We start from the raw sequence: 24,487 nt of genomic DNA, 5'->3' as shown, positions 1-24,487 counted from the left end.
AGAAAAACTTATATAAGCAAAAACTTGGTCAGATTTAAAGGGTAATTGTAAATAAAAATGGATTTATTACTTTAGACGTACTGTTTTTCTCTGTTTTGGGTATAATGCGAGACAGATTAGTTGAGGATTTATCAATGACTGAACAAGCACGCGATACCGAAGCGTTAATTCGTGACCAAATTGCCAAGCACGCAGTACTTCTTTATATGAAAGGCACACCACAATTTCCACAATGTGGTTTTTCTGCACGTGCGGTAGAAGCACTCAGTCAAATTGGTCGTCCATTTGCTTATGTTAATATTCTGGAAAACCCAGATATTCGTGCAACTTTGCCACAAATTGCGAACTGGCCGACATTCCCACAACTTTGGATCAATGGTGAATTGATCGGTGGTAGTGACATCATCCTAGAAATGTTCCAAAAAGGTGAATTACAGCCTTTAGTAGAGCAATACAGTCCAGCACCTGAAGCTTAATCCTTGGATTAAACTGATAGATATGAAAAAGCGCTTCCGAAAGAAGCGCTTTTTTTATGGGTGAATAGTGAGGAGGGGGGCAGAATTAATCTTCTGCCTGATCCTCAGATTTTTCCAGTTCTTTTGATTCAGCAACCAAGGCCTCAGCTAAGGTATCTGGATCGGTCAGAACTTCCTTTATAGGCGCCTTATCTTTTTTCTTTTTCTTCTTTTTTTTCTTTTTCTTAGGTTCTTCCTCAAACTCGGCACCATCTTCAATGGCTTGCCAGTATTCGAGTTGTTCCATCACAGCAGCAAAGATCGAGTTTTTGCTATAACGGCCTTTCTTGTCCATAGTCCCGACCGGACGTGCCATCAGAATTTCCAAAGCCTGCGCGATATTATCAATGGCATGAATATGGAACTGACCTTCTTCGACTGCAGCAATAACATCTTTACGTAACATCAGATGCTGCATGTTTTGTCGTGGGATAATCACACCCTGCTTACCTGTCAGGCCTTGCAGCTTACAGGCATCGAAGAAACCTTCAATTTTTGCATTAACTCCACCAATCGGTTGTACCTGACCAAGCTGGTTCATAGAACCGGTAATCGCCCAGGACTGGTCAATCGGTAACTGACTAATCGCAGAAATCAGCGCTGAAAGTTCAGCAACTGTCGCGCTGTCACCATCCACCTGACCATAGCTTTGTTCGAAAGCTAAAGCGGCAGAGAAGTGCAGGGTCTGTTCACGACCAAAATGGGCTTTTAGAAAAGAGGCCATCAATAGCACGCCCTTAGCATGCAAAGAACCGCCAAGTTCTACACTACGTTCGATATCCAGAATATCACCGCCACCTTGATATACAGAAGCAGTTAAGCGTGAAGGTAGACCAAATTCAACATCTGCATAATGAATCACAGACAGCGCATTGATTTGGCCTAGACGATGACCGCGAGTTTCAATCAGTTGAGTGCCACGGGTCAGATCTTGCCAGAATAGCTCACGTAAATAGCCTAAGCGATATTTACGATGATCCAGTGCGGTATTGATATGCTTTTCTGACACCATCTTATCACCCGCTTCGAATGCATGATGATGTGCTTCACGAATCAGGTCGCCCAGCGTTAATGCATGTAGTGACAGGGAACTCTGATCTTCAGCCTGACGACTTGAATCGGTCAGCAGGGCAGATAATGCAGAACGGTCAAATGGTAATAATTTATCTGATTGCACATAGTCAGCAATGAGCTGCATATAGGCTTGCTCATTTTCTTCATTACGTTGCAAGGTATCGGTAAAATCAGCACGGATTTTAAAGATGCTGCCTAGTTCTGGTTCAAGTTCCAGAATTTCATAATAAATTTCTGGCTCTGCCAGCAGCACTACTTTGATATTCAGCGGAATAGAAGCTGGTTCAATGGAAATGCTACCGGTGAGAGTCAGCATATGCTCTAAAGATGAAAGCTTGAGATGCCCAGATTTCAAGGCACGTTTCAAACCTTGCCATGCATAAGGTTGTTCCAGTAACTGTTCAGCTTCAAGCATCAGGAAACCGCCATTGGCATTATGCAAGGAGCCGGGACGGATCAGCGTGAAATCTGTAGTAATGGTGCCATTTTGGGTCAGCTGTTCTACATGACCCAATAGATTGTAATGCGTCGGGAAATCTTCAAAAATAACGGGTGCAGCGCTATTTGGCTTATGGGTGACGATCACATTGGCCTGGAAGCGCGCTGGTACGCGGCTGAACTGGGCAGGGGTAAAATCGTCTTCTTCCTGTTCCAGTACAATTTCAACATTATTAATAATGTCTTCAGCATATTGCTTCAGATATTGTTCCAGACCTTTGACATGCTTGAATTTAGTCAGCATCTGCTCAACGCGTGGCATCACTACCTGTTTGGCAATATCACGATTCAGCACTTGAACACGGTCACGCGCATCATCTTCCAGATCGCCCAAATGAAGGCCCAGGCGTTCCAGTTTCTTGTCCATGTAACGCATGTTTGACGCGATTTCAGCACGATCTTTATTGCTTAAAGCATTCAAATCTTCCTGAGACATTTCCTGTACTTTGTCATCTTTCAGATGAATCGGTACAAAACAATGTTCATCATTGCGAGAAATCAATTTCAGATCGAGTTCTTCACCTTCACGGGTCAATTCGATCAGTGCGAGTTGCTGTTCATCACCCGTTTCCTGACGAATCATTTCAATCCGGTTGTGATAGCTTTCTGCAGTAAAACGGCGCTCCAGCTGTTTTAGAATGGATTGCCAGCTTTGATGCAGCATCGTCTGAAACTTGGGTCCCTGACCGGCTGGAAATTCGAGTGCGATAGGCTGACGAGGATTCTGAAAATTATTGACATAGACCCAGTCATTAGGCGTTTGCATGGTTTTGGCATGCTGTTGCAACAAACGCTTTACCATAGTGCGTTTGCCGAGTCCTGCTGTACCCACCGCAAAGATGTTATAGCCTGAATATGGCAGGGCAATACCGGCTTCAACCGAAGCACGGGCACGGTCCTGGCCTAGAAAATTATTTAAAGGCTTGATTCGCTTGGTCGATGCCGGGATTTTATCCGGATCGGCAATACGCGTCAGTTGTGCCGGTTTCAGGCATGTCTTTTCAAGGGTTGGTGTAATTTCGCTTTGTTCAAAGGCTGAGATAAGTAGGTCGGAGCTGATGTTTTGTTGAGATATAGTTGTATTACTTGAAATTGAAGAATGAATTTGATCGAGTCTCTGAGTCACTGTTGAAAGTCCAAAACGAAATATGACGTGGATAAGGTTTAAGGTATACAGATTTACTTGAAAAATTCAAGCCAACATGTCAGTTTTGCCACAAAATAAAAAATCGGGTATGCGAGAAATATATAAATTTTGTTGAAAGATACGTTATTAAAGGATTGAATAGCAGCAATTGGTTTTCGTGGAAAATAACAAAGCAATGACAACACAAACGACGGGTTGGAAATCCGCATTTACAGCATTTCTGGATCGACGTGCCCTGATCATGCTGTTTCTCGGATTTTCAGCCGGTGTCCCGATTCTTTTGATCTTTTCCAGTTTGTCTTTATGGCTCGGTGAAGCCGGAATCAGTAAAAGTGCGGTGACTTTTTTTAGCTGGGCTGCACTAGGCTATTCATTTAAGTTTGTCTGGGCGCCATTGATTGATGAATTACCTCTCCCATTTCTGACCAAAGCTTTGGGTCGCCGGCGCGCCTGGCTATTGATTGCTCAGATCCTGATTGTAACTGCGATTTCAATTATGGCTTTTTCAGATCCAGCATTGGGGCAGGCACATTTACAGCAGATGGCACTAGGTGCAGTCCTGCTGGGATTCTCGGCTGCAACGCAGGATATTGTCATTGATGCCTATCGTATTGAGCTGGCCGAAACTCAGATGCAGACCGTACTGGCATCGACCTATAATGCGGGTTACCGGATCGGGATGATTGTGGCTGGCGCTGGAGCTCTGTTTCTGGCGGCATATTTAGGCACGGCCAAAGGCAATTATATCTATGATGCCTGGAAATGGACTTATCTGGCGATGGCAGCGGTTATGCTGGTTGGGATTATTACTACACTGGTCATCCGTGAGCCTCAGGTGGATCGGATACGTAAAGATTACCAGCGCAGTGATTATTTCCGCTTGGTTGGCGTGTTTTTCGTAGCTGTCATCAGTTTTGTGCTGAGTTATGTCTATTCCGGTGACTTGGTATCGAGTATCACTGAACAGTGGGCAATTCAGGATACTTTTGCCTTGTTCTGTTTTGAGGCTTTACGCTTTATCGGGTCAGGTGCTGTTGCTTTCAGTGTGGGTACGATTCTGGTCAAAATGGGTGCTGTGAATAAGCAGATGGCATTCGAAACCTGGGTCAATCCCGTAGCAGATTTCTTTGATCGCTATGGCTTAAAGCTGGCTTTGGTGTTGTTATTGTTGATCGGTTTCTATCGGGTCTCCGATATTATTGCCGGTGTGATTTCCAATGTGTTTTATCAGGATCTAAATTTTAGCAAGGAGCAGATTGCTGAAGCTGTGAAAGTGTATGGGGTAATTTTCTCCTTGCTTGGCGGTTTTTTAGGTGGCTTGCTGGCCCAGAAAATGAACATCATGAAACTGATGTTTGTAGGCGCGATTCTGGCCTGTTCAACCAATCTGATTTTTATTGGCTTAGTGAAGTCTGGTGAAAAGCTGGGGCAGGTCGAAGTTCAGGTAGGTCAGCAAACCTTTCGGGCAGATACAGATGAAGTCGGTTATTGGAAACTGAATGTACCCAATACTGCTTTTAAAGAGGCCGAACAGATTCAGGTTCGTGCACATTATCTGAATCATCCGGCAGATGCAGTACAAGTCAACCTGCCTTATCTGCAACAGAATGATTCGAAAGCAGCACAATTACAGCTTCTGCCTGTTACCACAGATAATCTGATCAGTGCCAATGAACAGGAAAATAGCATCGTGGTTCGCGGTCAGTATCTAGGGCCGGATTTAACTGCAGAGCAAAAAATTGTATTAGAGCTGAATGGCGATAAATTCGAAGCCAAGCTGGATGAAAGACGTGTCTTTAGTGCTGCTATTCCTGCCGAAAAACTGATTGCTGCACCTGTGAAGCAAATCAATGCAAGCTTAATGCAGCAAGAGCATCCGATAGTTGCCCAGCAGCATTCATATGCTGTGGACTTGTCGCAGACCCAAGCCAATCCGATGGATATCGATGTTCAGCCAATTACAATTGGAACTGGTGAGAATGTCGAAATTCAGGGTAAAGTGATTAAACCTTATAGTTCATGGTGGCTGTATTTTGCAATTATTGTCGATAATCTGGCTGCAGGTCTCGCAGGTGCAGCCTTTATTGCTTTCCTGTCCAGTCTGACCAGTGTGTCCTTTACCGCTGTTCAGTATGCTATTTTTAGCTCACTCATGACTTTAACCCCTAAGATTTTAGGTGGATATTCAGGTACTATAGTGACCAATATCGGTTATCCGAATTTCTTCCTGATGACCACTTTAATCGGGATTCCAATCCTGATTCTGGTGGTTTGGGTGGCAAAATTACTCGGTGAACACCAACAACAATCTGTAAATAAGGATGATTAATATGCGCATGCTGCATACCATGTTACGTGTAGGCAATCTGGAACAATCACTCAAGTTCTATACTGAGGTTCTTGGTATGACTTTACTTCGTAAGCGAGATTATGAAGAAGGTCGCTTTACCTTGGCTTTTGTAGGTTATGGCGATGAAGAAAATCACACTGTGCTTGAACTGACCCATAACTGGGATACAGAAAGCTATGACCTGGGCAATGGCTACGGTCATATTGCGATTGCGGTAGATGATGCTTATAAAGCCTGTGAAGAAATCAAGGCACGTGGTGGCAATGTTGTTCGTGAAGCTGGCCCAATGAAAGGCGGTGTCACTGTGATTGCATTTGTGGAAGATCCAGACGGTTATAAAATCGAATTGATCCAGCAAGACAATAACGCACGTAATAACTAAGTGTTATAGAGCGAGATATGTGAAATGTATTCATGTATGGATGAAAATATTCCATCAATCTGAATGCATAACATGGACCCGGCATCTGTTAAGATAGCCGGGTATTTTTTATCGAATAATAAAATTTTGAGGGAAGGACATCAGATGCTTAAACTGCTGGCATTGGACCGCTTTACGATCTTGCTCTTTGTTATAGTGTTACTGGCCAGTGTATTGCCAGTGTCAGGGCAGGCAGCTGAAGTCTTTAGCTGGATCACGACAGCAGCCATTGCCATCCTGTTTTTCCTGCATGGTGCCAAGCTTTCGCGTGAAGCTGTAATTGAAGGCTTGATGCACTGGAAATTACACACTTTGGTCTTTGCCTTGACCTTTGCACTCTTTCCAATTTTAGGCTTGCTGGCAAAGCCAATCCTATTGCCAATGCTGGGGCAAGAATTATATTGGGGATTTCTGTTTATGTGCTTCTTGCCATCAACCGTACAGTCTTCCATCGCCTTTACCTCAGTGGCTCAAGGGAATATTGCCGGTGCAATCTGTAGTGCTTCATTTTCCAATATTATCGGGATGTTCATTACACCGATGCTGGTCGCATTCTTTATCCTTGGGAAATCTCAGCATGGCTTTGATCCGACAGCATCGATTCTACAGATTACGCTGCTGTTATTGGTGCCTTTTATTTTAGGTCAGTTACTGCGTCCATGGATTTTCCCAAAAATGCAGAAGATGCCCAAGATCGTTAAAGTATTCGATCAGGGCTCAATTCTGATGGTGGTTTATGGGGCATTTAGCAGTGCGGTGGTGGCTGGGCTTTGGCGTGAAGTCAGCTTAAGTACTTTGCTCTTGCTGCTGCTGGCATGTTCGGTTTTATTGACCATTGTGATGCTGTTGTCGCTATTTATTCCACGCTGGTTGGGCTTTAATCGTGCTGACCAGAAAACGGTGTTCTTCTGTGGTTCCAAAAAAACGCTTGCCAGTGGTGTACCGATGGCACAGATTCTGTTTATTGGTCAGCCACTTGGCATGATTGTTTTACCAATTATGATTTTCCATCAAATCCAGCTCATGGCCTGTGGTGTGATTGCGAATCTCTGGGCCAAACAGGCCGTACATACAGAAGAATAATTCGCTTATTGGATTTGTTTGCCGTATAATATCGCCCAACTTGTTGTGCTTAGCTCTGACGGTATCCGTCTCGGTGGGCCAAAAGAATGGTCTGTTGTGGTGTTGATCTGCCTGAATCCTGATTCTGGCCCTTCCTCAATATTTGAGAGTGATCAATTGCGATGACAGCAAAACCTTCTTTCATCTTAATGGAGTAATCGACGATGCGCGCCGATATTCACCCAAAATACGAAAAACTAGTTGCTACTTGTTCATGTGGTAACGTAATCGAAACTCGTTCAGCTGTTGGTAAAGAAACTCTTTACCTAGACGTATGTTCAGCTTGCCACCCATTCTACACTGGTAAGCAAAAGAACGTTGACACTGGCGGCCGTATCGACAAGTTCAAACAACGTTTTGCTGGTATGTCACGTTCTGTTAAACGTTAATACCCAAAATGAAAAAACGGGCTTTATGCCCGTTTTTTTGTGCCTGCAATTTAGAAAATCATTTTACGTTTCTAGATTGAAAGGCGAGTACAAGACCTTAGTGGTCTTGTACATCAATCAGATGATCCAGCTTTTTCTGGAAATAATCACCCTGAATAAAGCGTGCATTGACGTTCCAGGCATTCGCAAATAAGGTCATGTCATTCAGTTCACGGATCATGATATTCACTGGTTTGATTTCATTGTATGTGGTGATTTTTTCCTGTAACTGTTCAATTTCAGCATCATTGTTCAGCATCTTGGTCAGTTTGCTATCCAGGCTCAGACCATTGATATCGAACTCACGTAGTAGGGTTTCACTATACATTGAGTGACCAAAGTTACGAATCGCAATCCGCGCGCCATGTTCACGTAAAGTACGTAGATATTTCTGCGCATCCTGCTGGTTCATCAGGATATCTTCTTCTGAGAACTGTAAAGTTAAAGGATGTTCGACTTTACTGCGAATAATGGTAATTAGTTTGGAAATAAACTCAGGAAAAGTACGGTCTTTAAATAGCACCGCACGGTTCAGGTTCACGATTAAACGGGCATCCGGATACTGGGTAATGAAGTTGTGCAATTGCTTGCTTGATTCAACCAGAATCCAGCGATCGAGTTTAATAGATAATTCATCATCTTCATTGAGTTCCATCAAGGAAGAAATGTCCTGCCATTTATTTTCAAAGATAAAGCCACTCGTCACCTCATACATATAGAGGTTGGTATCTTCTTTATCATACAGCTGTTGATATTTCAGATGAATTTCACCACGTTCCAGACATTCACGCAGTGCTTTTAATACTGGCGATGTAGTCAGTGGTACAGCACTGACTGCTGGACTGACCGGTATGGACTCAGGCGCTGGAATAACAGGTTCTGAAACCGTGAAGTCAATGCTTGGCATTGAAATCGATTCCTGAGTCGTTGCAGGAATATCCAGAACAAACTCAGAAGTTTTTTGTGCTTGTGGTAAAGGAGTAGAGAAAGCCCGCCCGATTAATTCATTACAATGGCTTTCATCACGCAGTTCACCGTCAAGCAGGGTATAACCGATGCGCAGATTGAGCGGATAAGTTTGCTGATTCACTGTAATGAGCTGTGGTTTGGTCAATGAACCTAGTCCAACCAGTTTGGATTCCAGAATGTCTTGCGCATCTGCCTGAATGATCCCCACCAGAACATCATGTTCCAGTTTGAAGAGCGGAATACGAACCTGCTCTTTCAGGAATTTCTTAATTTCATGGAAGTAACCTATGTAGGTCGCCCAGTCACCATTTAGGACTTGCGGCTCATACGCAGCAAAGGAGAAAGTGATCAATGCATTGGCTTTGGCCGGTTCACGATTGAGTTCACGCTTAAGTGACTGTAAGGTATTTGGCTTGTTTGCAACTTTTTCAGAAGAGGCACTTGCCTGAGTAGTCGCTGTATCAATCGTAATTTGTAGTGCATCCTCTTCAGCACTAGATGCCAGAAATTCCAGTTTTAATGGATTGGCAGCAGCCACATTTGGATTCGACGAAGTAATATCAAAACGGCCTAAATCAAACTGGCCCTGAGAAATTTTTTTAAAGCGGGTTTTAAAATCATTCAAATCTTGCGGCTGTAACAGGTCTAAAAGCGGCAGACCGATAATATCATCCTCGCTTTTAAGGCCAAACAGTTTGAGGTAATCGGCATTAGCCTGAATATGGATGCCTTCCTGAATGGTTGCGACCGCACGGTTACTGTCTTCTACCAATGATTGTGCCTGGCTTTGTGCAGTTTCCAGTTCTTCCATTAAATGGCGCTGTGCTTGCATCGTACGGCTAAAGGAAAGGGCACGTACCAGATTAAGGAAGAAGCGGTCTGGGTAATCCAGATTCAGAATGTCAAAAATACCTTTACGGATATACTGGGCATATTGTTCAGCCTGATAATCTTCTGGTTTTAACAAAAGAATAGGAAGGTCAGGTTGCTGCGAAAGTTGAACCAGACTTAAGGCCTGTTCATATTTCAGATCATACGCACGACCAAAAATAATCAGGTCCCAGTTAAAGTTTAACTGTTTTTCAAAAGATTGCAGATCATCAAGCAGAACGGCGTCGACCTGATATTCATTGCTGGTTAAGAGATCACGGATTTGGTTATATCTAATTTGATTATCATCAATGATCAGTAAACGTGTTTCAGTACGTTTTAACTTTTTAGACAATAATGGATTTCTCACTTCAATGCTTCCCATAAATCGTGATTTCTAGTTTCATTCAATTGCTTATGTATAAAGTTTTCGATGATATCTTCTTCTTGATCATTTAATAATTCATAGTCAAAACGGATAAAACTTTGTGTAATGAGCTGCGCCTTGGTTAGGTAGATTCTGAGTTCTTTTTGGCCAAGACGTAAATGAATGGTCTGTTTTTCCCTAAACATTTGTGAGCCAGAGACAATAATACTGATTGAGACCTGATCAAGCTGGGTCATCTGTACCAGAATGGCTGGCTGATAATTGACACTGTGTTTGTCGGTACGGGCATAGACTGCGCAAGGGAACAGTTCCTGTGCGAGAATTTCCAGACCAATTTCCAGACTTTTATCAGCAGACTGTTTGATCCAGCGAATGACACCACCACGCCACTGGCTTTGAGATTTTTCCTGAACTAGAATAAATTCGCCAGTTTTCAGATTGGCAGGTGTAATACCTGACCATTTAATCCGGTAACCATTAACACTGATATCGAGAACTTCAGCGGTATGAATCTGTTTGGCTTCGCGATCGAGCGCCTTGATACTGCTGAATCCGCTTGGAATGGTATTATGCATTGAGCTGATAAAACTGCTTTCGCTCTGGAAACCATAATTACCTTCCAGTTCCAGCGTTTCATTAAAGTTTTTACCCTTAGACAGATAAAAATGCGCCACCGTTAAGCCAAAGCAGATATTGATCTGTGCAGAATATTCATAACGCTCATGACGGCGTTCGACATTATTCGAAAGCAGGTTATAGATATGAAAATGCAGGGCAGGCGTCAGGAACAGCTTTTCATTACGTGACAGATATTGGGCATTTTTGCTTTGAGTGCCGGTCAGGTGTTCCATCAGGTTTTGTGTCGAAATATAGAAGCTCGGCTGGAAATGCTGACCCTGATGAGAATTTAATAAAGGTGGATGATCTTTGCTGGCATCAACCACATAACGTGATAGCGTAGTTTCTTTCGGTAGAATCTGAACCAGTTTCGCCCAGTCTGCACTACATAAATATAAGCCCTGAATTTCAGCAGGACGAATCTGATGAGTATTAAAAATATCTAGTAAGATCAGTCGTGCATAGGCTTGGGTAATATTCTGGATTTCGTGCTGGGTGCCAAGAACCTGATTAATGTTGGTCTGATAGAAATTATTGTCCATCGCACATTCCAGCAACTGATGTGCTGCCAACCACTGGCCAGCGCCAGGTGTGCTATACAGCATATGCTGTTGATAGAGCAGCAGGCTTAACTGTTGCAGACCATAGTAAATGGAAACCATCCGGGCACTTTGCAGACTTTTCTTTTTGCCCAAGGAAAATAGTGAAAACTTTTGATGATTCAGCTGATGATTACAGCGTTTGGCAATATCTATATAGATTTTGGCAAAATAGCTGCGTAACAGCATGGCCAGTTCAATAATCTGGTCATTGCGATCTGTCGTGATCAGACCCTGATTGACGAAATGTTTCTCAAGACTGGCCAAAACATTTTCAAGGGTAGGGTGCAATACCTGAATCAGGTCAAAACGCAAGGTTTCCGCACATTTCAGTTCGGAAATTTCCAGTAAAGCACTGAACAGAGACTTGGATGAATTCCCCAATTGCAAGATTGAAATTCCTGCGACCCATTCCTGCAATGCTTTGGCATTTGTGGGACAAAAACTTAGCTGTTCTATGGTGAGTTCAGCCGTTGTCTGAAAAATGTCTGCAGTATGCTTACTCATCTTTATTATTTAACTCAAAAATGTTGAAACCCCAAAAAGCGGTGTCTTATTCTTCTCACCCGCTATTTCTCGAACTAGTTTAGGAACCAGATACCCCGGTAGGTTCGCTAAAACTTCTGTATAAATCTCATTGATGTGCTCAGCAGGTAAATCAAAATGATGCGCACCTCTTACTTTATCAAGTACATGTAAATAATAGGGCATCACGCCAACATCAAACAAGCGATAGCTTAAATCAATCAAAACTTGAGCAGAATCATTAACCCCTTTTAATAAAACTGCCTGATTGAGTACCGTGATCTGATGCTGAACCAGCTGATTAAGCTGCTTACAGGTCAGGTCATCCAGCTCTGATGCATGGTTCGAGTGTACCACTAGAATAATACGTAGCCTACTGTTTTTTAACATGCTTAGTAGCTCTTCGTCGATCCGGTTTGGGATTACAATAGGAACTCGTGAATGTATTCTTAAAAATTTGAGATGTGGTACCGATTCTAGTCGTTCAATCCAGGTTTTTAATTTTCGGTTAGATAAGGTCAGTGGATCACCGCCACTCAGAATTACTTCATTAATATCTGGCTGGCTTTCCAGATATTGTTTGATATTAATCCAGTCCTCATTTTTAGGCAGGTTTTCCTGATAGGGAAAATGCCGGCGGAAACAGTAACGACAGTGAACTGCACAGGCGCCGGTTAAGGTCAGTAGAAAACGTGACTTATATTTATGTAGAACACCAGGTTGCTGGTTGGCCTGTTCTTCACCCAAGGGATCGGTGACAAATCCCGGATGATCTTCCAGTTCCAGATGATGCGGTAACACTTGTAATAAAAGTGGATCTAAAGGATTGCCTAGCTGCATTCTGGAAACAAAAGCTCGTGGCACACGTAATTTAAAGGCTTGAGAGGCCAGAAGAGCACCAGATAACAGCTGATCTGGGGAAAGCTGTAAAATCTGTAGTAGTTCCTGTGGATCGGTGATCAGGTCGCTCAGTTGCGATTGCCAATTTGCTTCTTGATATAAATACTGTGTCATGCCGGAAGATCAAAAAAAGATGAAGACGATAGCCAGAAGTGAGCAGTTTAGCAGTTTGTCTAGAGATGGGAATGTGAAAGCTGGCTAAAATTTCTCTAAACACGATCAGTTTGCTATGGTATGCAAAAGCATAGAGACTTTTATATGCTTGGAAGACTGGTTGTGCACCAGTATTGGAATAGCTGATGCTAAGTTAAGCAGTGTCAGCAAGTTAAAACCGATTTTTTCGTTGCGACTTGGTGTATTGCTCATTTAGAATACGCAACATTAAATGAATGTGCATGTGGCAACTCATGTTCGTGTCAGACTTGCTAAATGACATTGCAACAGCCCATAGCATCAATAGCTTAAAGTTAGTAAGTTTGGAGTGAGCCAATCATGGCCTATTATTCTACGAACGATTTCAAGTCTGGCCTGAAGGTTATGCTTGATGGTAACCCATGTTCAATCATGGAAAACGAATACGTTAAACCAGGTAAAGGCCAGGCGTTCAACCGCGTTAAATTACGTAACCTTCGCAGTGGTAAAGTTTTGGAAAAAACTTTTAAATCTGGTGATTCTCTAGAAGCTGCAGACATCGTAGAAGTAGAAATGGAATACTTGTACAACGATGGCGAAATGTGGAACTTCATGGATCCTGTAACTTTCGAACAGATCGCTGCTGATAAAACAGCAATGGGCGATGCTGCAAAATGGTTAAAAGACGATTCAAATGAAAAATGTACTATCATGTTGTGGAATGGCGTACCTTTAACAGTAAGCCCACCAAACTTTGTAGTATTAAAAATTGTTGAAACTGATCCGGGTGTTCGTGGCGATACTTCTGGCGGTGGCGGTAAACCAGCGAAACTTGAAACAGGTGCAGTAGTACGTGTTCCATTATTCGTTCAGCAAGAAGAAAGCGTTCGCGTAGACACCCGTACTGGTGACTATTTAGAACGTGCATAATGGTCGGAAAATAGACTATTATCAAAGGGGATGACTAAAATCGTCCCTTTTTTTATGCCAAAGTCTTAGAGGAATTCGAAAGGAACAAGCGTAAAGTCGCAAGGGAAAACAGCAGTACCTCGAATAAAAAAATCACGCTGATTTATATGCTTCACAAAATGAGGGATTGAATGGAAACTTTACAACAGAAGTCAACCATGACTTCGAAAATCATCTGGCTCCTGGTAGCCATAGTCGGGGCAGTCTCCTTCGGGATACTTGCACTCAGTCGTGGTGAGCATGTGAATGCAGTCTGGCTGGTACTGGCCGCAGCCTGTGTGTATAGCATCGCTTACCGTTTCTACAGTTTATTTATTGCCAATAAAGTTTTTGAACTGAACGCACGCCGTTTAACGCCTGCCCATCGTCTGGGTGATGGTCTGGATTATGTGCCGACCAATAAAAGTGTGTTATTCGGTCACCATTTTGCCGCGATTGCCGGTGCGGGTCCTTTAGTCGGTCCAATCCTTGCAGCACAGATGGGTTACTTGCCGGGCACGATCTGGCTACTGGTCGGTGTGGTACTGGCAGGTGCGGTACAGGACTTCCTGGTATTGTTTATTTCTACTCGTCGTGACGGCCGTTCACTGGGTGAAATGGCGAAACAGGAACTGGGTACCTTTGCCGGTATTATCGTGATGCTCGGTGCGCTGGGTGTGATGATCATCATCCTAGCAGTATTGGCGCTAGTCGTTGTTAAAGCACTGACCAACAGTCCATGGGGCGTATTCAGTATTGCCGCTACGATTCCGATCGCCATCTTCATGGGTATCTACATGCGATTTATCCGTCCGGGTAAAATTGCAGAAGTTTCGATCATTGGTTTCGTATTGATGATGCTTGGCATTATCTATGGTGAAAACGTTGCACAGCATCCCTACTGGGGACAGTTGTTCACTTTAACTGGTACTGAACTGACTTGGGCTTTGATCATTTATGGTTTTATTGCATCGGTATTGCCCGTCTGGTTATTACTTGCACCGCGTGACTATTTATCTACCTTCCTGAAAATTGGTGTGATTGCCGGTCTGGCGATTGGCATTCTGTTCGCGATGCCGGAAATGAAGTTGCCAGCGATTACCAAATTTGTCGATGGTACAGGCCCAGTATTTGCGGGTTCAATGTTCCCATTTCTGTTTATTACCATTGCTTGCGGTGCGATTTCTGGTTTCCACGCACTGGTTTCTTCAGGGACAACACCGAAACTGGTCAACAACGAACGCGATATCCGGATAATCGGCTATGGCGGTATGCTGATGGAATCCTTTGTAGCGATCATGGCTTTGATCTGTGCCGCGATTCTTGATCCAGGTGTGTACTTCGCGATTAACTCACCAGCAGCACTACTAGGTACAACCGTAGATACTGCGGCTGAAGCAGTACGTAATCTTGGTTTTGTGGTAACACCTGAAGCACTGACATTGCTGGCACAGGAAGTAGGTGAAAATTCGATTCTGTCACGTACGGGTGGTGCACCAACTTTCGCGATTGGTATGGCGCATATCATTACCGAAATCTTTAACAGTCGTGAAATGATGGCCTTCTGGTATCACTTTGCAATTCTGTTTGAAGCTTTATTCATTCTGACCGCAGTAGATGCGGGTACTCGTGCTTGTCGCTTCATGGTTCAGGACACAGTTGGTATCGTGATTCCTGCGGTAAAACAATCTCATAACTTCTTCGGTAATATGCTGGGTACAGCCGTTGCTGTTGCGGGTTGGGGCTTCTTCGTTTATCAAGGTGTCGTTGATCCATTAGGCGGTATTAACAGCTTATGGCCACTGTTCGGTATTGGTAACCAGATTCTGGCTGCAATGGCATTGATTCTGGGTACAGTCATCCTGTTCAAGATGAAGAAAGAGAAATATGTGTGGGTAACCATTGTTCCAACCGTATTCCTGTTTATTACTTCAATGACGGCCGGCTGGCAGAAGATTTTCCATGAAAATCCGAAAATCGGTTTCTTGGCACAGGCAGAGCGTTTCAATACGGCAATTGCGAATAATGAAATTCTGGCACCAGCGAAAACCCTGGCTGAAATGCAGACTGTTGCAATGTCGAACCAGATCAACGCAGCACTTTGTGGCTTCTTTATGATTGTGGCGTTTGTAATGCTATTTGCTGCAATTGGCGTAATCCGTCGAGCCCTGGCGAGCCCGGTACCAACCGTAAATGAAGCAGAAGCAGTATATGGCGATCCTGAAGAAATTCAGCCTGCAAAAGGACATTAAGGAGCAGCGCATGAACTTGAAGTTTGCTAAAGGTGGAAAAGCGGTTATCTATAAAATCATCAAGATGACCGTGATGTCACAAAAAGACCTGATCCTGAACCCGAAAAACTGGTCACGGATTGCGACGTTGTGGCAGCGTTTACAGCAGAGTTTCCGCCTGATGGTGGGTGTGCCTGATTATCAGACCTATCTGGCGCATATGAAAAAGCACCATCCTGATCTGGAAGCGATGGACCCTAAAACATTTTATCGTCACTGTGTAGATTCGCGTTATCCATCTGCCGGTGGAGAGATGAAGAAGTGTCCATGCTAATGCATGAATAAAATGAGCGCCTTTCGGGGCGCTTTTTTATGGGAAAATTTTAGGATTCAAACAAGATATAACAAAATCATGATCTATTTTGACATTGGGAATTTAAATTTTTAAAAGTCTTTACCTTTTAGGTATAAGTTCAGATCTCAAAGATTTTTAATAGCTTGTTATTTCTAATAAATATGCCAATCAAAATGCAACTTATCTAAACTTTAATCTTAAAGCTTCAATTAGTTCTTATAGCAAATCTAATCATGTAAAATTCCCAATTTATTCTGTAGAAATAAAGCCGGCAGATGACTGATCTTTGGGGAATTTTAAAAAACAGTGTATGTTAATCCTACAGCATGTTTTATTAGGGAAAATATTGTGATCTGGGGCATGAAACAAAAAGAAAAGCTGGATATTGCGCACGATAATGATGAGCTTGAACAGAAGCTGGCTGATTATGCACCCAAGATTCAAAAATTTTTCGAAGAAATTAATGCGATTGTTCTGGATAAACATGCACAGACCAGATTAGCACTATGCTGCCTGATTGCAGGCGGGCATGTTTTGTTTGAAGATTTACCTGGTTTGGGCAAGACAACATTGGCAAGCAGCCTAGCCCATCTCGCAGGACTGAAATTTCAGCGGATCCAGTTTACCAATGACATGCTGGCTAGTGATGTGATTGGTATCAATATGTTTAACCAGAAAGAACATCAGTTCGAGTTTAAGCAGGGCCCTATTTTTACCCAGATTTTGCTGGCAGATGAAATTAACCGTTCCAGTCCCAAAACTCAGAGTGCCTTGCTGGAAGCGATGGAAGAAGGCTATGCCACTGTTGATGGGATACGTTATGCATTGCCTAAGCCATTTTGGGTAATCGCAACCCAAAACCCGTTATTTCAAAGTGGCACTTACGCCTTGCCAGAATCTCAGCTAGACCGTTTTTTAATGCGCCTATCTTTGGGTTATCCATCACGTCATGCTGAGAAAATGCTATTACAGCAAGAATCCCGGTTTGCTTTGATCGCCAGCTTGGCACATGTATTTACTGAAAATGAAGTGCTGGAATTACAGCAGTTGACCCAGCAGATTTTTATCAGTGAAGCGGTTCAGGAATATATGCTGGATCTAGCAGAAGAAACTCGCAAGAAACGCCAAGGCTTATCAACACGAGGTTTACTGGCGCTTAAACGTGCAGCACAAGCCAATGCCATCATTCAGCAACGTAGCTTTGTAACTCCAGACGATGTGCAAGCCGTTTTTGTGGCAGTCGCCGCCCATCGTCTGGGACTGAGCGATGCAGAAACATTAAATGTGATGCAACAGGTTGCAGTCAGTTAAAGGAGTCCGCTCTTGGATAAAACCTGGCAAAACTGGCTGGCGAAACGCTTTCAATTTTCACAGCAAAAACGACTTTCCCAAAAGGATGTACTGGTCTTTATTTATCAGCAGGGTTATCTATATCTGGTTCTGATTTTTATCACCTTTATTGCTGGCGTGAATTATGCCAATAACCTGATCTTAGGTTTCTGCTTTCTGATCAGTGCAGTGCTATGTGTCAGCTTCTATCTGACCTTTAAACAGTTGCATGATCTGGATATTGAAATGGTTGCTGAAGACGTCGGACAGGTGGGTCATGCACTCAATTTGCATTTTTATTTTCAGCAAGCCACAGCCCGGCCGCGTTATCTGTATATTAAGGCCGGCAATCAGCTAGAGAAAGTTTATCTGACTGAACAAAAGCAGCATTGGGTGCTGCCTTTTTATGCGGAACGTCGCGGTAAATTTGAGTATCCGGTGATTCAGATCTATTCGGTTTATCCTTTTGGCCTGGTTCGAGCCTGGACCTATCTTTATCATCATCAGTTTGCCTGGGTGGCACCCAAAGCCCAAAATAACACTTCGGAAAACAAGATTTATCAAAATAGCTTTGAGCCAGATATGGATGAGTTCCGTGAATTACGAAATTATCAATCTGGAGACTCATTGCAGGCGGTTTCCTGGAAACAGTTTGCACGTGGGCAAGGCTTATATGTCAAAGTCTTTGAACAGTATCAGGATGAACATAGCATTGAGATTCATTATGAACATATGCCTAGCCAGTCGCATGAGGAGAAACTGGGCTTGATGATGGGACTGATTGAGCAATGTGAGCAGCAGCAATGTGCATATGCGTTACATTTACCACAGGTAGAATTGCCGCAGGGAGCAGGTGAAGAACAGTTACGTAAGGCTAAACAATTATTGGCTCAGGCATAACGGGTGAATCTATGATTGATGGAAAAATCCGAATTTCGATCGTCTTGACCCTAGGCTTGATCATCCTTGCACAAGTAGCTTTCATCCCGGTGCTGCTCAGCATTATCTTTGTCATTAGCCTACTGTGTATCTGGATTTTTCTTAAACGGCAAAAGCCATTTCCTAAAATAGGGACTTTTCTACTCACTGGTTTGGCATTAGGCAGTATTTATCTCAGCCACCAAAGTTTTATTGGAGTGGAGGCAGGAGTTGCAGTTCTTTCCACTTTTTTATTTGCCAAATCACTGGAAACGAAAAACCGGCGGGATCTGATTATCCTGTTTAATTTTGCGCTTTTTGTTGCGGCCAGTTCATTTCTATATAGCCAGTCTTTTGGTATGGCTGTTGTGATTATTCTATGCTTATTGAGCTGTCTAATTGGTTTATACCGGATTCAGACCAGTGAGTTTCAGCAGAGTCAGCAATCACCACGTATAGCCTTGCAGCAAGATGCCAAATATGTCGGCAGCTTTGTGCTTTATGCTCTGCCGTTTTTTATTTTGTTATTCATCTTCTTTCCGCGTTTGCCACCGCTTTGGCATATCCCGATTCCAGAAAATAAAGGCGTGACCGGGATCAGTGACAGTATGTCACCGGGAGATATTGCTGAATTATCTCAATCTAATGCTTTGGCTTTCCGGATTATTGGTGATGTTAGTAAACTGCCGCCACGTTCAGAATTGTATTGGCGGGCATTAGTTTTAGATGAGTATGATGGACAGCGCTGGACCAGTAGCTTTATTAATCAGCAGCCTTTAATCCGTCAGCCTGGAGAAGTTGTTCCAGTATCCCCATCAGGGTGGAATTACCAATATCTGGCTGCTGATCCTTCTGTGTTCTGGGTGATGGGGCTGGAAAAATCGATGCCTTTGGAACGCCGTTATTATAATCGTCAGGATTGGAGTATCGTACCAAGGCGTTTGACCCAAAAGGTAGAACCGATTCATCTGCAATGGCTAGGTAGTCAAAATACTGAAAGTATTTTACCGGAGCAATTTGTTCAGCGACTGAATACCCAGACTCAAGTCCATTTGGATACTCAGGCACAACAGTTGGCACAGCGTTTATATCTACAAAGTGGGGAGGATCCGCGACGTTATATCCGAACAGTCTTGAACTGGTACCAGCAAAATCATTTTGTATATACCCTGAAACCAGGTGTACTCGGCAAAAACCGGATTGATGAATTTCTGTTTAAATCCCGGCAGGGTTTTTGTGAACACTATGCTTCTAGTTTTGTCATGCTGATGCGATATGTGGGAATTCCGGCACGTGTGGTCACAGGTTATCAAGGTGGACAATTGGCACCCGATGGGAAAAGTTGGGAGGTTCGTCAGTTGGATGCTCATGCCTGGACAGAAGTCTGGATTGACCAAAGATGGCAGCGTTTTGATCCTACCGCAATGGTAGCCCCGCAACGTATTGATGATGGGATGCAAAATTTAATCTCGCAAGATGAGCGAGTATGGGCAAGTAATTCTGGTTGGACATCACAGCGTAATGTATGGCTGACCAAACTAAGAGTCTGGAGTGATTATGCAAGTTACCAATGGCAAAGTAAGGTCGTGGGCTATAATGCTGAATCTCAACAAGGCTGGTTAGCGAAGTTAGGTCTAAGTTCAGTTTATTCCAGTGTGATCATTCTCATATCCGGTATTGGCATACTCATATTGCTTTATATTCTAAAAATCTACCTTAAAGCTCGACAATTACAGTCACCCTTTGATTACTCCATTCAGCAATTTAATCAGACTTTAAAAAAAGATTTAGAAAGACAACCTGCAGAGACTTTTCACCAATGGATGTTAAGGCTATCTCAGCAAGTTCAGGATAAAGATCAGTCTGTATTTTTTGAAGCAATCAGACTATTTGAAAAATCAATTTATTCTGGTAGGGAATTCTCAGACCAAGATCTGAAACAATTCAAAGATTTGCTTAAAACTTGTACGTATATATTGAAAATTAAATGAAAAGGCTTGTCTTAGGATCGAAAAATTTATAATATGCCAAGCATTGTAGGTGTATAGCTCAGTTGGTTAGAGCGCTACGTTGACATCGTAGAGGTCTCCAGTTCGAGTCTGGATATACCTACCAAGATTCAAAACTATATGTTATAAGGGTTCTAAGTGAAAACAGTAGCTTAAAACCCTTTTTTTATGCCTACAATAAAAAATACCTTTATCCGCATTATCTTTAAAATTACTGCTTTTTACCGATTATAAGGCTTAAATTACGTCATGAAACTATTTAAGTTAAGCTAAGAAAAAGCAAAAGGCAGGGCGTTTTGATATTCATTTTTATGACACGCGACATGAAGCACTCAACCCTTTATGAATAATTAGAAATTATCGATTGATGTGCTGGCCCTGATCACTGGGCGTATATCAAGGTGCTTGTAAATACTTACTACATCCGGGATCGAAGATTTTGCTGACATGTTAGAGGCAGCATACGAAAAGCCTTATTCAGTTAATGGGGTAGGGTAACTATGTGGGTAGTGAGGCTGAGGATTTGTGTGTGATACGAGATTGTTAATCTTGAGTTATTGTAAAGTGATGAATTATTAGGTCAGTATTATTTGTATCATATATTATAGAAACTAATACATCATATATAGCAGTTAGCTCATCTAGGCTATTCAAAGCGCTCTTTCTATTTATACGCTTATACATATCAAAAGTATTTTTTTGAACTTCTTCGGCATGGTTAATTTTTTCTTTAGTGGGTGTAATTAACTTTCGAATATCACCTTCTATTACTTCGCTATTCTGATCGAGTGATTTGATAGACCCTTACGACAATTCTAATATTTTTTGTAAATTATTTATTTTTAATACGTTTTTATCCAAAGCTATGAGTAACATATTAAGGGATTGTATTTTTGATTCAAATTTTCTTTGTTCATCTGCACGATCTTTCTATTTTTTTGCAATTTTTATCTGTTCAATTATTTGTCTATAATCAAAAATTGCAGACTTAGCGCTAATATGCCTATCAGAATCTGAATCTGTCCTGAATTGCTCTTAGCCCCTGTCGAAAAACTAACTAAATAATTCAGCATAAAATAAGTCCTTATTGTAAGTTAATCAGCATTCTACCCAAATTTAATTAGAAGATTCTTATTAATTAAACCAACGTACTGGCATCATCTAAAGCCTATTAAACCAATAAAACCAATTTTTTATTGCAATTACGGTCGATACATTTCCAGTGTTTGTAAAGGTAATTAAAAAAATGCACATAATTTAAACTGAAGAAAGAGTAGAAAGGTGACTATTATTTAGGTTGTCTTAAGCCTTCAGGATCAACTATCAATTTATCAGGTGCAGATCATAAATTTCGATAGGAAAGCACAGATCTGTTTCAATTCGCTTTTTAACCCATACTTATGGAAATTACGGTCATTGATAATTTATTTTCATGATACCCAACATGTAGATAAAAATTGATGGCAAAAAACTGAATTAAGCACACTTTAAGTTTATAGGTGAATTTGTTTGATTTTTAATTTAAGTAATTGAATTATAATGCTTAAATTATAGTTTTTGGTGAAATTAAGCAAAATTCGCAAATTAACCTTCTAATGCAAAAATCACATGGTTTGGCAATGTGCCAATTCGAAAAAAGGTTCATTTTCACGTAGAATACTGCTGTCGGTGAATCACACTGACGATCTATACGAATTTTTCAGGCAAAGTTGAATATGTATTGATATTCCTTTGACTAAGGTGCAACCAGCACCACTACTTTCAAAGTTTATTTAAGTAACCGGTTCGCTGAAATTAGGCCAAAAGCCTGATGATCAGAAACTCAATCCAAAGCAAGGGGCTATATATGGCTGGTGGAAAGTCAACAATCATTTACACACTGACCGACGAGGCGCCATTATTGGCGACTTACTCTCTACTGCCGATCATTGAGACCTTTACTAAGCCGGCGGGCGTTGAGATTATTAAGACAGACATCTCTGTAGCCGCACGCGTACTTGCAGAATTCGCAGACTATCTAAGCGATGAGCAGAAAGTTTCAGATAACCTGGCAGAATTAGGTCGTCTTACCCAAGATCCAGATACTAATATCATTAAACTCCCTAATATTAGTGCATCTGTTGCTCAGTTGACGTCATGTATTAAAGAACTTCAGTCTAAGGGCTATGCACTGCCTGACTATCCAGAAAACCCGACTACTGAAGAAGAAAAAGCAATTAAAGCGCGTTATAGCAAGTGCTTAGGTTCAGCAGTGAACCCGGTACTTCGTGAAGGTAACTCTGACCGTCGTGCGCCGACAGCAGTGAAAAACTACGCGAAAAAACACCCACATTCTATGGGTGAATGGAAACCTTGGTCACAAACTCACGTTTCACACATGCAAGAAGGCGACTTCTACCATGGTGAAAAGTCTATGACTTTAGACCGTGCGCGTAATGTGAAAATGGAACTGATCACTAAGTCTGGTGAAACTATCGTTCTTAAGCCAAAAGTTGCGCTCCAAGACGGTGAAATCATCGACTCAATGTTTATGAGCAAAAAAGCACTTTGCGACTTCTATGAAAAAGAATTAGAAGATTGTAAAGAAGCTGGCATCCTGTTCTCTTTACACGTTAAAGCGACCATGATGAAAGTGTCACACCCGATCGTATTCGGTCACTGTGTGCGTATTTACTACAAAGATGCATTTGAGAAACACGGTAAACTGTTCGACGAGCTAGGCATTAACGTAAATAACGGTATGGCTGGTCTTTACGAAAAAATCGAATCTTTACCAACTTCTTTACGTGAAGAAATCATTGAAGATCTTCATGCATGCCAAGAACACCGTCCAGCACTTGCGATGGTTGATTCTGCAAAAGGTATTACCAACTTCCATTCTCCAAACGACGTGATTGTAGATGCTTCTATGCCTGCAATGATCCGTGCTGGCGGTAAAATGTGGGGTGCTGATGGTAAACCTTACGACTGTAAAGCGGTAATGCCTGAATCTACTTTCGCACGTATTTACCAGGAAATGATCAACTTCTGTAAATGGAATGGTAACTTCGACCCACGTACTATGGGTACAGTTCCTAACGTTGGTCTGATGGCTCAAAAAGCGGAAGAATACGGTTCTCACGACAAGACTTTCGAAATTCCAGAAGCGGGTGTTGCGAACATCACTGACCTTGAAACAGGTGAAGTGTTGATGTCTCAAAACGTGGAAGAAGGCGATATCTGGCGTATGTGCCAGGTGAAAGACGCACCGATCCGCGACTGGGTGAAATTGGCTGTAACTCGTGCACGTAACTCTGGCATGCCTGCTATCTTCTGGCTTGACCCGTACCGTCCACACGAAAACGAACTGATCAAAAAAGTTCAAACATACCTGAAAGACCACGATACAGAAGGTTTAGACATCCAAATCATGTCTCAAGTACGTGCGATGCGTTATACACTTGAACGTGTTGCTCGCGGTCTGGATACGATTTCTGTAACTGGTAACATCCTGCGTGATTACCTGACTGACTTGTTCCCAATCATGGAACTGGGTACTTCTGCGAAAATGCTGTCTATCGTGCCTTTAATGGCAGGTGGCGGTATGTACGAAACTGGTGCTGGTGGTTCTGCGCCTAAACACGTACAACAGTTGGTAGAAGAAAACCACTTACGTTGGGATTCTCTAGGGGAGTTCTTGGCATTGGCTGTTTCTCTGGAAGAAATGGGCATTAAAGAAAACAATGCACGTGCGAAACTGCTTGCGAAAACACTGGATGCTGCGACTGGTAAATTGCTTGACAATGACAAGTCTCCATCACGTCGTACTGGCGAGCTAGACAACCGTGGCAGCCACTTCTACCTAGCTAAATTCTGGGCTGAAGAACTTGTAGCGCAAGACGAAGATGCAGAATTGAAAGCGAAATTTGCACCGATCGCTCAATCTCTTGCTGAAAATGAAGAGAAGATCGTAAGCGAATTGAATGCAGTTCAAGGCCAATCTGTAGATATCGGTGGTTACTATGCAGTTGATCCTGTGAAAGTAAATGCTGTAATGCGTCCAAGTGCTACATTGAACCAAATCATTGAATCACTAAACGCTTAATCAGACTGTACTAGCTTTAAAGCTCGTAAAGTGAATAAAACCGGTGCTTAGGCGCCG

The 24,487-nt window shown here is 42.4% G+C and carries 16 protein-coding genes and 1 tRNA gene; 13 read left to right on the top strand and 4 right to left on the bottom strand.

The features are described from left to right. The first annotated feature begins 134 nt into the window (after window positions 1–134). Entirely contained in the window at window positions 135–476 is a 342-nt protein-coding gene (gene grxD, locus C3F22_RS08585) for a Grx4 family monothiol glutaredoxin (RefSeq protein WP_004782624.1), read from the top strand. A gap of 85 nt (window positions 477–561) precedes the next feature. Here grxD and C3F22_RS08580 read toward each other — a convergent pair whose 3' ends face one another. Then, on the bottom strand, window positions 562–3,213 hold the full coding sequence (locus C3F22_RS08580; protein ID WP_104426305.1) for a Lon protease family protein: 2,652 nt from the start codon (window positions 3,211–3,213) through the stop codon (window positions 562–564). A gap of 178 nt (window positions 3,214–3,391) precedes the next feature. On the opposite strand from C3F22_RS08580, the gene C3F22_RS08575 reads away from it, so the two are divergent. From C3F22_RS08575 to rpmE, 4 genes are all read left to right on the top strand, one after another. Further along, window positions 3,392–5,563 (top strand): AmpG family muropeptide MFS transporter, encoded by a 2,172-nt coding sequence (locus C3F22_RS08575; RefSeq protein ID WP_414631434.1) that lies wholly within the window; start codon window positions 3,392–3,394, stop codon window positions 5,561–5,563. Window position 5,564: 1 nt separating this feature from the next. Further along, on the top strand, window positions 5,565–5,966 hold the full coding sequence (gloA, locus tag C3F22_RS08570) for a lactoylglutathione lyase (RefSeq protein WP_004782618.1): 402 nt from the start codon (window positions 5,565–5,567) through the stop codon (window positions 5,964–5,966). 144 nt (window positions 5,967–6,110) lie between these two features. After that, complete coding sequence (locus C3F22_RS08565; protein ID WP_104426304.1) at window positions 6,111–7,088, top strand: bile acid:sodium symporter family protein; 978 nt, start codon at window positions 6,111–6,113, stop codon at window positions 7,086–7,088. Window positions 7,089–7,291: 203 nt separating this feature from the next. Beyond that, entirely contained in the window at window positions 7,292–7,516 is a 225-nt protein-coding gene (gene rpmE / locus C3F22_RS08560; RefSeq protein ID WP_004782616.1) for a 50S ribosomal protein L31, read from the top strand. A 97-nt stretch (window positions 7,517–7,613) separates the two neighbouring features. Here rpmE and C3F22_RS08555 read toward each other — a convergent pair whose 3' ends face one another. From C3F22_RS08555 to epmB, 3 genes are read right to left on the bottom strand one after another with little or no spacing between them, the layout of a single operon-like run. Then, a complete protein-coding gene (locus tag C3F22_RS08555) occupies window positions 7,614–9,779 on the bottom strand; it encodes an EAL domain-containing protein (protein WP_104426303.1) in 2,166 nt (721 codons plus the stop codon). Beyond that, window positions 9,761–11,506 (bottom strand): GTPase, encoded by a 1,746-nt coding sequence (locus C3F22_RS08550; RefSeq protein WP_104426302.1) that lies wholly within the window; start codon window positions 11,504–11,506, stop codon window positions 9,761–9,763. The genes C3F22_RS08555 and C3F22_RS08550 overlap by 19 nt, the downstream gene beginning before the upstream one ends. A gap of 9 nt (window positions 11,507–11,515) precedes the next feature. Beyond that, window positions 11,516–12,538, bottom strand: coding sequence for an EF-P beta-lysylation protein EpmB (epmB, locus tag C3F22_RS08545; protein ID WP_104426301.1), 1,023 nt, complete (start codon window positions 12,536–12,538; stop codon window positions 11,516–11,518). A gap of 378 nt (window positions 12,539–12,916) precedes the next feature. Here epmB and efp point away from each other — a divergent pair, with 378 nt between their 5' ends. The 8 genes from efp (at window position 12,917) to C3F22_RS08505 (ending at window position 24,430) form a co-directional block, all read left to right on the top strand. Beyond that, complete coding sequence (gene efp, locus C3F22_RS08540) at window positions 12,917–13,486, top strand: elongation factor P (RefSeq protein ID WP_004782608.1); 570 nt, start codon at window positions 12,917–12,919, stop codon at window positions 13,484–13,486. Between the two features lie 170 nt (window positions 13,487–13,656). After that, window positions 13,657–15,756, top strand: a complete 2,100-nt coding sequence (locus C3F22_RS08535; protein ID WP_005235012.1) for a carbon starvation CstA family protein — start codon at window positions 13,657–13,659, stop codon at window positions 15,754–15,756. Window positions 15,757–15,766: 10 nt separating this feature from the next. Continuing rightward, window positions 15,767–16,069: a YbdD/YjiX family protein gene (locus tag C3F22_RS08530; protein ID WP_104426300.1), complete on the top strand. Its 303-nt coding sequence runs from the start codon at window positions 15,767–15,769 to the stop codon at window positions 16,067–16,069. A 381-nt stretch (window positions 16,070–16,450) separates the two neighbouring features. Next, window positions 16,451–17,401, top strand: a complete 951-nt coding sequence (locus tag C3F22_RS08525) for an AAA family ATPase (RefSeq protein WP_104427000.1) — start codon at window positions 16,451–16,453, stop codon at window positions 17,399–17,401. 12 nt (window positions 17,402–17,413) lie between these two features. Continuing rightward, window positions 17,414–18,319 carry a DUF58 domain-containing protein gene (locus C3F22_RS08520; protein ID WP_104426299.1) on the top strand — a complete coding sequence of 302 codons (906 nt, stop codon included), beginning with the start codon at window positions 17,414–17,416 and terminating at the stop codon, window positions 18,317–18,319. Between the two features lie 11 nt (window positions 18,320–18,330). Further along, entirely contained in the window at window positions 18,331–20,328 is a 1,998-nt protein-coding gene (locus C3F22_RS08515; RefSeq protein ID WP_104426298.1) for a transglutaminaseTgpA domain-containing protein, read from the top strand. Between the two features lie 47 nt (window positions 20,329–20,375). Continuing rightward, window positions 20,376–20,452, top strand: a tRNA-Val gene (locus C3F22_RS08510). A 1,740-nt stretch (window positions 20,453–22,192) separates the two neighbouring features. After that, window positions 22,193–24,430 carry an NADP-dependent isocitrate dehydrogenase gene (locus tag C3F22_RS08505; RefSeq protein ID WP_104426297.1) on the top strand — a complete coding sequence of 746 codons (2,238 nt, stop codon included), beginning with the start codon at window positions 22,193–22,195 and terminating at the stop codon, window positions 24,428–24,430. The last annotated feature ends 57 nt before the right edge of the window (window positions 24,431–24,487 follow it).

This window comes from Acinetobacter sp. ACNIH1 (genome assembly GCF_002934695.1).
Classification (GTDB): domain Bacteria; phylum Pseudomonadota; class Gammaproteobacteria; order Pseudomonadales; family Moraxellaceae; genus Acinetobacter; species Acinetobacter variabilis.
The sequence above is the reverse complement of the archived record's forward strand: the minus strand, read 5'-3'. Positions and strand labels throughout refer to the sequence as shown.